Consider the following 11,756-nt stretch of genomic DNA (forward strand, 5'->3'; position numbering starts at 1 on the left):
TTACCAAATAAACCACGATATATGCTATACTATTTATTTGAATATTTGAGAAAAACATTAGACATGCCAGGGGCTGGAGTTTTTCAGTACATCACTTTTAGATCAGCTTTGGCATTTATGCTTTCGCTGCTTTTATCAACGATTTATGGAAAACGGGTTATCAATTTTCTGCGTAAGCAACAAGTTGGTGAAACAGTTCGTGAGCTTGGTCTTGCAGGTCAAAATGAAAAAGCAGGAACGCCAACAATGGGTGGACTGATTATCATTTTTGCTACGTTGGTTCCGGTTTTATTGTTTGCTCGTTTGCAAAATATTTACATCGTATTGCTTATTGTAACTACACTTTGGATGGGAACAATTGGTTTTGTGGATGATTATATTAAAATATTCAAAAAAGATAAACAAGGGCTTAAAGGTATTTTTAAAGTTATTGGTCAGGTTGGTTTAGGACTTATTGTGGGTACGGTTTTATACTTTAATCCTGCTGTTACGATAAGAACAGATAATGTCAGAACAGATTTATTGAGAGCAAATAATAATACAACTGTTGTATTGCCTGCTCCGGTAGAAGAAAAATCGACAGCAACGACAATTCCTTTTGTAAAAAATAATGAGTTTGATTATGCTGAAGTTTTATCGTTTTTAGGAGACGGATATGAAAAATGGGCTTGGCTGATCTTTATTCCGGTTGTAATTTTCATCATTACAGCAGTTTCAAACGGAGCTAATTTAACGGATGGAATTGACGGACTCGCCGCAGGAACCTCGGCAATATCGGTTCTCGCACTCGGAATATTCACGTTTGTTTCAGGTAATATTATTTTTTCGAATTACCTCAATATAATGTACATACCCAATTCGGGAGAAATGACGGTTTTTATATCTGCCTTTGTGGGTGCTTTAATTGGATTTCTCTGGTATAATTCCTTTCCCGCATCTGTGTTTATGGGAGATACCGGAAGTTTGACGATTGGCGGAATCATAGCAGTTTTAGCCATTGCAGTTCGTAAAGAAATATTGATCGTTTTATTCTGCGGAATTTTCCTTGCAGAAAGTGCTTCTGTAATTATTCAGGTAGCTTATTTTAAATATACAAAGAAACGTTTTGGCGAAGGCCGAAGAATTTTCCTGATGTCGCCTTTGCATCATCATTATCAGAAAAAGGGCTATCATGAAAGTAAAATTGTAACCCGTTTCTGGATTGTTGCCATCATGTTAGCCATATTATCAATAGTAACATTAAAATTAAGATAGATGAGATTGGTAGTTTTGGGAGGAGGAGAAAGTGGCGTTGGAACGGCTATTCTCGGAAAAAAACAAGGATACGAAGTCTTTGTATCTGATTTTGGAAAGATAAAGGAAAGCTATAAAGAAGTTCTTATTATTAATGGAATTGCTTGGGAGGAAGAACAGCATACCGAAGACCTGATTTTGAATGCCGATGTCGTCATGAAAAGTCCGGGGATTCCTGAAAAATCTCCTATAGTAAAAAAACTTATTGCGGCGGGAGTAAAAGTGATTTCAGAAATTGAATTTGCAAAACCGTTTACCGAAGCTTTAACAATTGGAATTACAGGCAGCAACGGTAAAACTACCACAACAATGTTAACACATCATTTGTTGAAATCGGCAGGTTTGAATATAGGATTGGGAGGAAACATAGGAAAGAGTTTTGCCTGGCAGGTAGCCGAAAATAAATACGATGCATACGTTCTTGAGTTAAGCAGTTTTCAACTCGACGGAATTATAGATTACAGGCCGGATATTGCCATAATTACCAATATTAGTCCTGATCATTTAGATCGATACGAATATAAATATCAAAATTATATCAATTCGAAATTTCGAATTACAATGAACCAGACTGAAAGCGATTATTTGATTTACGATGCAGACGATGAAGCAATTACAGAATGGTTAAAAAATAACAAAACAAAAGCAAAATTAATTCCTTTTTCACTGACAAAAAGTTTTGACGAAGGAGCTTCTATAAATAACAACAAAATGGAAATAAAGATCAACCAAGAAGAGTTTACAATGGAAACAGAATACATTGCGTTAGAAGGAAAACATAATATGAAAAATGCAATGGCAGCAAGCTCTGTAGCAAAATTGATGCAAATTAGAAATGCAACAATTCGCGAAAGTTTATCAAATTTTCAAGGTGTTGAGCACCGTTTAGAAAAAGTATTGAAAATTCAGAATGTACAATATATCAACGATTCAAAAGCAACAAATGTAAACGCTACTTTCTTTGCTTTAGACAGTATGAATGTACCAACTGTTTGGATTGTTGGTGGTGTTGATAAAGGAAACGATTATAATGAATTGATGTCATTGGTTCGCGAAAAAGTAAAAGCAATTATTTGTTTAGGAATTGATAATCAAAAAATCATCAATGCTTTCGGAAATGTTGTAGACATTATGGTTGAAGTAAACAACATGAACGATGCAGTAAAAACGGCACAAAGATTAACAGAAAAAGGTGACGCTGTTTTGTTATCTCCAGCCTGCGCAAGTTTCGATTTATTCGAAAACTACGAAGATCGTGGAAAGCAATTTAAGCAAGCGGTACACAATTTATAGAAAATAGTTTAAAGTTTCATGTTTCAGGTTTCACGCTAGGAGAAACCTGAAACCTGAAACAAAGAAAAACCTGAAACAAAAGATTATGAAAGAACTGGTTAACAAATTAAAAGGAGACAGAGTAATATGGTCATTCGTGGCTTTATTGGCGCTGTTTTCGTTTATGCCTGTTTTTAGTGCGAGTAGTAATTTGGCGTATATAGGTCACGGAACGGGAAATACATTGGGTTATCTGGTAAAACATTTGGCACATATTTGTATTGGTTTCATGATTATTTATTGGGTACATAAAGTTCCGTATCATTATTTCAGGGCTATTTCAAAAATTGCTTTGCCTGTGGTTTGGATTTTATTGCTTTATACCTTGTTGAAAGGAACTGTTATTGCAGGAGCAAATGCAAGTCGTTGGATTCAGGTTCCGTTTATTGGGATTACGTTTCAAACTTCGACTTTGGCTTCTATTGTTTTGTTTATTTATGTGGCAAGATATTTATCAAAAACCAAAGAAGAAAATGAGCCTTTTCAAACCTCATTTGTACAGCTTTGGATTCCGGTTTTTATTACGCTTGCACTTATTTTACCGGCGAACTTTTCGACAACAGCGTTGATTTTTTCAATGGTTATGATGCTGACATTTATTGGTAAATATCCATTAAAATATATTGGTTTTATTATTGGTTCAGGAATTGCAATGCTGGCGTTCTTTTTATTGGTTGCCAAAGCATTTCCCGAATCAAGATTTTTTAGCAGGGTTTCAACTTGGGAAAGTCGTATTGCGAACTTCACCACAGATAAACCTGATGAAGATGATTATCAAATTGAAAAAGCAAAAATTGCCATTGCTTCGGGAAGATTGGGCGGATTAGGTCCCGGGAAAAGTGTTCAGAAAAACTTTTTGCCACAATCATCTTCGGATTTTATTTATGCCATTATTGTTGAAGAATATGGTCTTGTGGGGGGAGTTTCAATCTTGGTTTTATATTTATTGCTTTTATTCCGATTTGTAATTGCTTCGCATAAAGCGACAACATTATTTGGAAAATTAGTCGTCGTCGGACTCGGTTTTCCAATGATATTTCAGGCGATGATTAATATGGCGGTTGCAGTAGAATTATTGCCGGTAACGGGGCAAACGCTTCCGTTGATAAGCAGCGGTGGTAGTTCGATCTGGATGACGTGTTTTTCTCTCGGAATTATCATTAGCGTTACTAAAAAAGACGAAGAAATTGTTGAGGAACAACTGGAAAAAGAAAGAAGAAAAGAAGCGCTTCAAAGATTAATTGATAAAGAACTGGCGGAAGAAGATTTGCCGGTTGATGAAAGAGAAGAAATCTACGAAGGAGAACCAATGTATTCTATCGAAGACAAATCAAGAAACCCGATGAATGCAGTTTTAAACAAATAGATTAAAAGAGAATAATTTTTTAAGGAGAATAACTTTTAAAAATATGACAAATTATAAATTCATATTAAGCGGTGGCGGAACTGGAGGACATATTTATCCTGCAATTGCAATTGCAAATGAGTTAAAATTACAGTTTCCTGATGCTGAATTTCTTTTTGTGGGTGCCAAAGATAAAATGGAAATGCAAAAAGTGCCTCAGGCAGGTTACGAAATAAAAGGTCTTTGGATTGCGGGTTTACAAAGAAAATTAACGTTGCAGAATTTGATGTTTCCTCTAAAATTGGCAACAAGTTTGTTAGAGTCAAGAAGAATCATCAGACAATTTAAACCCAATGTAGTAATAGGAACCGGAGGTTTTGCCAGCGGACCATTATTACAGGCGGCGGGAGGAGCAGGAATTCCTACAGTAATTCAGGAACAAAATTCATTTCCGGGAATTACGAATAAACTGCTGAGTAAAAAAGCAAGTGCTATTTGTGTGGCATACGAGAATTTAGAGCGTTTTTTTCCAAAAGAAAAAATGGTTCTTACAGGAAATCCGGTTCGTCAGGATTTGATCGATATCGACAGTAAAAGAGATGAAGCAATCGCTTTTTACGGTTTAGATGCAAATAAAAAAACATTATTGATTTTAGGCGGAAGTTTAGGTGCCAGAAGAGTCAATCAGTTAATTGAAAAGGAATTGCATAATATACTTTCTCAGGATGTTCAGATTATCTGGCAATGCGGAAAATTATACTTTGAAGATTATAAAAAACATCAGCAGCAACATGTAAGAGTGGTTGATTTTATTGAAAGAATGGATTTTGTTTACGCTGCGGCAGATATTATTATTTCCCGTGCGGGCGCATCATCAGTTTCGGAATTATGTATTGTGGGGAAACCGGTAATTTTTATTCCGTCACCAAATGTAGCGGAAGATCATCAGACAAAAAATGCACAGGCAATTGTAGATGCAAAAGGAGCGGTTTTACTGAAAGAATCAGAATTGGAAAGTCAGTTTAGTATTGTTTTTGAAGCTTTATTGAAAGATTACGGAAAGCAAAATCAATTGAGCGAAAATATTAAAAAACTTGCTAAACCAAATGCGACAAAATTGATTGTTGAAGAAATTAAAAAGTTGTTATAATATAACTTTTTAATAAAATTATAGAACAAAATAAAAAATTTAGAACGCTATTTTTAAGCGTTTTGAGTTATTAAAATAAGAAAATTACAAAGGCTTAATTACTAGTTTTTTAACAAAATAAAGTGACTTGTAAATAGCTCAAAATTAAAATTGAAATGAATTTAAATCAAATACAAAACGTTTATTTTATTGGCATTGGAGGCATCGGAATGAGTGCTCTGGCCCGTTATTTCAAATATATTGGAAAACAGGTTTCAGGCTACGATAAAACGCCGTCAATGCTAACAAGTGAATTAATTGAAAGCGGTATTGATATTCATTTCGAGGATAATATTAGTTTAATTCCAAATGATTATTTTGTAGAGAATACATTAGTGATTTTTACCCCGGCGGTGCCTAAAACACATTCTGAGTGGAATTATTTCATCGAAAGAAATTACGAGATTAAAAAACGTGCCGAAGTTTTGGGACTTATCACGAAAGATACTTTCAGTTTTGCTGTTGCCGGAACACACGGAAAAACAACGACATCAAGTATTTTAGGGCATATTTTATATGAAAGCGGCGCTGATGTAACGGCTTTTGTGGGTGGAATTGTAGAGAATTACGACTCGAATTTAATTGGAAACGGAAAAACCGTAACTGTTGTAGAAGCCGATGAATTTGACAGATCATTTTTGCACTTGCATCCAAATATTGCCTGTATAACATCGATGGATGCGGATCATCTTGATATTTACGGAACGAGTGAAGCAATTGAAGCTTCGTTTGTAGAATTTGCTTCGAAAGTTGAAAATAAAAATAATCTGTTTATAACTAAAGAATTGCCTCTTGAAGGAGTGCAATGTGCTATAAATGAAGATGCTGTATATAAGGCTTTTAATGTTAGAATAGAAAACGGAAGTTATGTTTTTGATGTGCAGACGCCATCAGAAATTATGAAAGACCTGCGTTTTGGATTGCCCGGAAAACACAATTTAATGAATGGATTGATGGCTATTGCAATGGCTAAAACGTTCGGCACCCCGACCGACTCCATTGCAAAAGCTATCGCTTCATTCAACGGAATAAGACGAAGATTTTCGTACCAGATTAAGTCTGAAAATTTAGTTTATATAGATGATTATGCACATCATCCAACAGAAATAAACGCTGTGCATCAAGCAGTTAGGGAATTGTATCCAAATCGTAAAGTTTTGGCCATTTTTCAACCGCATTTATTTAGCAGAACAAGAGATTTTGCAGATGGTTTTGCAGCGAGTTTATCTCAATTTGATGAAGTGTTTTTGATGGATATTTATCCGGCACGCGAATTACCGATGGAAGGGATTACATCAGAATGGCTGTTGGAAAAAATGACAAATTCGAACAAAAAAATTGTTGCCAAAAATGATTTATTAGCGCAAATCAAAGCCAGTGATGCGCCAATAATTGTAACAATTGGAGCTGGTGATATTGGAGAAATGGTTCCGTCAATTAAAAAAATGCTCAATGAAAATATTTAACTGGACAAATATAAGATTGCTTCTCATTTTTGGGCTTGTACTTTTTTTGTATTCGTTCGCGCAGCATCGAAACGGAGATAGAAAACTGAAGAAATCTATGGTTGTTTTTGTAGGAGAAAACACGCTGTTTGTAAAGCCTGAGGCGGTTAATAAATTGTTAATAGAAAATAAAAAGGACGCTTCCAGTATCCGAAAAGATGAAGTAGATTTGAATAAGATAGAAAAAACCCTTGATACGCAAGACATGATCGAGAAATCGGATGTATTTGTAAGTATCGACGGCGTTCTAAAAGCGATAGTAAAACAGAAGACACCAATAGCAAGAGTTTATGATGGTGAGAACTCTTTTTATATTGACTATGAGGGAAATAAAATGCCTTTATCAGACAATTTTACAGCGCGTGTTCCTCTTGTTTCAGGAGCAATAAATAAAAAAAATAACGAAGATTTAGCCGCCCTATTTCGCACAATTTATGACGATGCGTTTTTGAAAAAAAACATCATTGCAATCCAAATTATGCCTAATGGCAGCCTAAAAATGTTTAATAGAAATTATGATTACTTCATCGATTTTGGCAGAACGATGAATGTTGATAAGAAATTTAGAAACTACAAAGCCTTTTTTCAAAAAGCAGTTTTAGATAGTTCGTTATATAAATACAATAAGATTGACCTGAGGTTTACAGAACAAGTAGTTTGCACAAAATAATAGAAAATGGAAAAAGATAACATTGCAGTAGGTCTAGATATTGGAACAACCAAGATAGTTGCCATGATAGGCAAGAAGAACGAGTATGGCAAGTTGGAAATTTTGGGAATTGGTAAGTCCAAAAGTTTGGGTGTTGCGAGAGGTGTTGTAAACAACATTACGCAAACTATCCAATCAATTCAACAGGCTATTTTAGAAGCAGAAAATAATTCAGGATATAAAATTAAAGATGTTGTTGTGGGTATTGCCGGACAACACATTAGAAGTATACAGCATACAGATTACATCAGCCGCAGTAATCCGGAAGAAGTAATTGGCGAAAATGATATTCAGCTTTTGATTGATCAGGTTAATAAACTTGCGATGTTGCCGGGAGAAGAAATTATTCACGTTTTACCGCAGGAATTTAAAATCGACGGACAATCGGAGATCAAAGAACCAATTGGAATGTACGGTGGAAGATTAGAATCTAGTTTTCACGTAGTTGTTGGGCAGGCATCATCGATCAGAAATGTGGGAAGATGTATTCAGAGTTCAGGAATTGAATTATCCGGATTGACATTAGAGCCATTGGCTTCGGCAGATGCAGTTCTTAGTCAGGAAGAAAAAGAAGCCGGTGTTGCGCTTATCGATATTGGTGGCGGAACAACAGATCTGGCCATTTTTAAAGATGGAATTATTCGTCATACTGCTGTAATTCCTTTTGGAGGAAATGTAATTACAGAAGATATTAAAGAAGGATGTTCAATAATTGAAAAACAGGCAGAACTTTTAAAAATTAAATTTGGATCAGCCTGGCCGGGAGAAAATAAAGATAACGAGATTGTTTCTATTCCGGGATTAAGAGGAAGAGAGCCAAAAGAAATTTCGCTTAAAAACTTATCTAAAATTATTCATGCTCGTGTAGTAGAAATTATAGAACAGGTTTTTGCCGAAATTAAGGCTTACGGACACGAGGATCCGCGTAAAAAACTGATCGCAGGAATTGTTCTGACAGGTGGTGGAGCTGAGTTAAAACATATCAAACAATTAGTAGAGTATATTACAGGTATGGATACCAGAATTGGATATCCAAATGAGCATTTAGCAGGAAATTCAAGCGAAGAAATTTCCAGCCCGTTGTTTGCAACCGCAGTTGGTTTGGTCATGAACAGCATCGAAAACAGTACGCAAAGTGCTGTTAGAATGGAGTTGGTTAACGAACAGCCAAAAGTGGTTTACAGAACTCCTCCGACTAAGCCACAACTACCGGTAAAACCGCTGGAATACGAAGTTGAAGAAAACTACGTTGAAAGAGAAGAAACTTTTGAACCGCCAAAACAAGTTGGAAATAAGAGGCCTTCAAAAGATGAATCTACCGAAACAAAAATCAGAAAATCATTTTTTGATACATATGTCGATAAAATCAAAGAATTTTTAGACAACGCAGAATAAAATAATAATAAACGAAAAGGATTACTTTTTGCCCCAAGTCAAGAAGTAAAAAATGTATTTAATAAGAATTTCAAAACCAAAAAGATGATGAGCAACTCAGAATTTGGAAGTATTTCATTTGATTTACCGAAAAACCAATCAAATGTAATCAAAGTAATAGGTGTTGGCGGAGGCGGAAGTAACGCAATCAACCACATGTTCAAGCAAGGTATTAAAGGGGTAGATTTTATCGTTTGTAATACAGATTCACAAGCACTTCAAAATAGTGCTGTACCAAATAAAATTCAATTAGGGATGAACCTGACAGAGGGTCTTGGCGCAGGAGCGAACCCTGATGTCGGACAACAATCTGCTATTGAAAGTATTGCCGATATCGAAAAAATGTTAGACCGTGGTACTAAGATGGTATTTATTACCGCTGGTATGGGTGGTGGTACAGGTACGGGTGCTGCTCCGGTAATTGCACAATTGGCAAAAGAAAGAGAAATTTTGACGGTTGGTATCGTAACAATTCCGTTTCAGTTTGAAGGGAAAGTGCGTCAGGAACAAGCGCTTTTAGGAATCGAAAAATTACGTAAACAAGTAGATTCGTTAATCGTAATCAACAATAATAAATTAAGAGAAGTATACGGAAATCTTGGTTTTAAAGCCGGATTCTCTAAAGCGGATGAAGTTTTGGCAACTGCCTCAAGAGGTATTGCCGAAGTAATTACGCACCACTATACTCAAAATATCGATTTACGTGATGCAAAAACTGTTTTGGCAAACAGCGGAACTGCGATCATGGGATCTTCTGTTGCCGTAGGTGAAAACAGAGCGAAAGATGCTATTATTTCGGCATTGGATTCTCCGTTATTAAACGACAACAAAATTACAGGAGCCAAAAACGTATTGTTGCTTATCGTTTCTGGATCAAACGAAATCACGCTTGATGAAATTGGAGAAATCAACGATCATATCCAGGCAGAAGCAGGTTATAACGCTAATATTATCATGGGAGTTGGTGAAGACGAAACTCTTGGTGAATCTATTGCGGTAACGATTATTGCGACTGGTTTTGATGTTGAACAGCAAAATGAAATTGTAAATACAGAACCTAAGAAAATTATTCACACATTAGAAGATGAGCAAAGAAGTGTTCATAATTTAACGAATAAAGCGCTTACTTCTTTTGATTTAACAATGAATACGCCTACAGCAAAATCAGAAGAAAAAATTGTTTTTGATTTAATGGAAGATACGGCAGTTGCTCCCGTAATCCCAACTCCGGTTGCTGTTGCTCCAGTAATCAATCAGGACGAATTGGTAGTAATGTCAGAGTTTATTAAAAATCTTGATGTAACTTTTGAAATCGTTTCGCCAATTACAGATATCGATTTTACTATTTCCAGTCCGCAAACCCCCGCTTTTCAGGAAGTAAAACCTGTACAGCAAAGAGTATTTGAAAAAGAAGAACAAACAACATTCTCTTTTGATTTGCCTCTTTTTAGAGCTGAGCCGGAAGTTAAGAAAGAGCCGGTTGTTGAAGACACGAGAATTTTGTTTGAATTAACAAACGAAACCCGCAATATTAAAGTGAACGATCCGGTTTCATTTGTTCCGGTAACAGAACTTTCTGATAATGGAATCATCAAATATTCTCTGGAAGAATATATGGAAGTTGAAAATGATTTAGTTACATCAAAACCAATTGAAAAAGTGGTTGAAGATGTAATTCCTGCGGAATTAAATATCACTATGAAACCAAGAGTTGATTTTGCTCAGGAAGCTGCTTTTACGACAACGGATCACGCTTCTCCGATGGAATTAACAATCGAAGAAACATTACGTTTAAGAGCAGAAGAAAGAAGAAAGAAACTAAAAGAATTTAATTATAAATTCCATAACAATGTTTCGAGAATTGATGAACTTGAAAAAGAGCCTGCTTACAAAAGATTAGGTATTGATCTTTCAAATAATCAGTCTAATACAACCAATTCAAGAATTTCTGTTGGTACAGATAGTAATAATGATTTGCAATTGCGTTCAAATAATTCATTTTTGCACGATAACGTAGATTAATTTTACATTCATATAAATAGGATAACCCGAAAATTGGATTTAATTTTCGGGTTATTTTTTTTATCTTCGCACAGAATTTAGAAATTTGACTTCCTTAATAGGCTTTTAAAGTGAATCTTATTGTCAGTTCGAGTCCTTCGGCTTCGCTCAGAATAAACTAGTAGAGAACAAATTTTAAATAAATACATCAATCATAAGCATAGCTTATTAAAATAAAAACAAAAAAATGAGTTTACAAACATTAATCATGGACGAGATTAAAACGGCCATGAGAGCAAAAGATACAGTAGCATTAGAAGCTTTAAGAGCTATTAAATCAGAAATGTTATTAGCTGCAACAGCCTCAGGATCAAAAGAAGAATTAACTGAAGATGATGAAGTTAAATTGCTTCAAAGATTGGTTAAAACCCGTAAAGAAAGCGCAAGAATTTTTACAGAACAAAATCGTCCTGATTTGGCTGAACCGGAATTAGCTCAGGTTGCTGTAATCGAAAAATTCCTTCCTGCACAATTAAGCGAAGAAGAAGTAGAAGCTGTGGTTGCAAAAATCATCGCTGAAACCGGAGCTTCGGGAATTGCTTCAATGGGTAAAGTTATGGGATTGGCTTCTGCACAATTAGGTGGAACTGCTGAAGGAAAAACAATTTCTGCAATTGTAAAGAAACTTTTAGTTTAAATAATATTAATTTTAGAGTTCAGATTTTAGATTCCAATCAGTAATCTAAAATCTGAACTCTAAAATCTAAAATCATAATCAAAAGACCGCGTAGTTCAACTGGATAGAATATCAGATTTCGGCTCTGAGGGTTGGGGGTTCGAACCCCTCCGCGGTCACTTTTTTAAACAAATAAAATCCGTAAGTCATTTATTTAATGGCTTACGGATTTTTTATTTGAGTATTGTTTATATCTAATAGACAATTGATTA

Annotated in this window: 9 protein-coding genes and 1 tRNA gene; all 10 read left to right on the forward strand. The window is 35.2% G+C overall.

The window, feature by feature from the left end:
- Positions 1–21: 21 nt before the first annotated feature.
- The 10 genes from mraY (at position 22) to OLM54_RS20435 (ending at position 11,663) form a co-directional block, all read left to right on the forward strand.
- Positions 22–1,254 carry a phospho-N-acetylmuramoyl-pentapeptide-transferase gene (gene mraY / locus OLM54_RS20390; RefSeq protein WP_264536369.1) on the forward strand — a complete coding sequence of 411 codons (1,233 nt, stop codon included), beginning with the start codon at positions 22–24 and terminating at the stop codon, positions 1,252–1,254.
- On the forward strand, positions 1,255–2,586 hold the full coding sequence (gene murD, locus OLM54_RS20395; protein ID WP_264536370.1) for a UDP-N-acetylmuramoyl-L-alanine--D-glutamate ligase: 1,332 nt from the start codon (positions 1,255–1,257) through the stop codon (positions 2,584–2,586).
- An 85-nt stretch (positions 2,587–2,671) separates the two neighbouring features.
- Positions 2,672–3,991: an FtsW/RodA/SpoVE family cell cycle protein gene (locus OLM54_RS20400; protein ID WP_264536371.1), complete on the forward strand. Its 1,320-nt coding sequence runs from the start codon at positions 2,672–2,674 to the stop codon at positions 3,989–3,991.
- 43 nt (positions 3,992–4,034) lie between these two features.
- Positions 4,035–5,120: an undecaprenyldiphospho-muramoylpentapeptide beta-N-acetylglucosaminyltransferase gene (murG, locus tag OLM54_RS20405; RefSeq protein ID WP_264536372.1), complete on the forward strand. Its 1,086-nt coding sequence runs from the start codon at positions 4,035–4,037 to the stop codon at positions 5,118–5,120.
- 155 nt (positions 5,121–5,275) lie between these two features.
- Positions 5,276–6,625 (forward strand): UDP-N-acetylmuramate--L-alanine ligase, encoded by a 1,350-nt coding sequence (gene murC, locus OLM54_RS20410; protein ID WP_264536373.1) that lies wholly within the window; start codon positions 5,276–5,278, stop codon positions 6,623–6,625.
- Positions 6,612–7,334, forward strand: coding sequence for a cell division protein FtsQ/DivIB (locus OLM54_RS20415; protein WP_264536374.1), 723 nt, complete (start codon positions 6,612–6,614; stop codon positions 7,332–7,334). The genes murC and OLM54_RS20415 overlap by 14 nt, the downstream gene beginning before the upstream one ends.
- A 6-nt stretch (positions 7,335–7,340) precedes the next feature.
- Positions 7,341–8,768 carry a cell division protein FtsA gene (gene ftsA / locus OLM54_RS20420; RefSeq protein WP_264536375.1) on the forward strand — a complete coding sequence of 476 codons (1,428 nt, stop codon included), beginning with the start codon at positions 7,341–7,343 and terminating at the stop codon, positions 8,766–8,768.
- Between the two features lie 84 nt (positions 8,769–8,852).
- Positions 8,853–10,829 carry a cell division protein FtsZ gene (gene ftsZ, locus OLM54_RS20425; RefSeq protein WP_264536376.1) on the forward strand — a complete coding sequence of 659 codons (1,977 nt, stop codon included), beginning with the start codon at positions 8,853–8,855 and terminating at the stop codon, positions 10,827–10,829.
- A gap of 226 nt (positions 10,830–11,055) precedes the next feature.
- On the forward strand, positions 11,056–11,505 hold the full coding sequence (locus tag OLM54_RS20430) for a GatB/YqeY domain-containing protein (RefSeq protein WP_074659845.1): 450 nt from the start codon (positions 11,056–11,058) through the stop codon (positions 11,503–11,505).
- A gap of 84 nt (positions 11,506–11,589) precedes the next feature.
- Positions 11,590–11,663 (forward strand) — tRNA-Arg (locus tag OLM54_RS20435).
- Positions 11,664–11,756 lie beyond the last annotated feature (93 nt).

This window comes from Flavobacterium sp. N1736, from assembly GCF_025947065.1.
GTDB lineage: Bacteria > Bacteroidota > Bacteroidia > Flavobacteriales > Flavobacteriaceae > Flavobacterium.

Bases quoted from the DNA above. Each gene is read 5' to 3' on its own strand.
- mraY (WP_264536369.1), top strand. From the start codon at position 22: ATGCTATACTATTTATTTGAATATTTGAGAAAAACATTAGACATGCCA.
- murD (WP_264536370.1), top strand. From the start codon at position 1,255: ATGAGATTGGTAGTTTTGGGAGGAGGAGAAAGTGGCGTTGGAACGGCT.
- OLM54_RS20400 (WP_264536371.1), top strand. From the start codon at position 2,672: ATGAAAGAACTGGTTAACAAATTAAAAGGAGACAGAGTAATATGGTCA.
- murG (WP_264536372.1), top strand. From the start codon at position 4,035: ATGACAAATTATAAATTCATATTAAGCGGTGGCGGAACTGGAGGACAT.
- murC (WP_264536373.1), top strand. From the start codon at position 5,276: ATGAATTTAAATCAAATACAAAACGTTTATTTTATTGGCATTGGAGGC.
- OLM54_RS20415 (WP_264536374.1), top strand. From the start codon at position 6,612: ATGAAAATATTTAACTGGACAAATATAAGATTGCTTCTCATTTTTGGG.
- ftsA (WP_264536375.1), top strand. From the start codon at position 7,341: ATGGAAAAAGATAACATTGCAGTAGGTCTAGATATTGGAACAACCAAG.
- ftsZ (WP_264536376.1), top strand. From the start codon at position 8,853: ATGATGAGCAACTCAGAATTTGGAAGTATTTCATTTGATTTACCGAAA.
- OLM54_RS20430 (WP_074659845.1), top strand. From the start codon at position 11,056: ATGAGTTTACAAACATTAATCATGGACGAGATTAAAACGGCCATGAGA.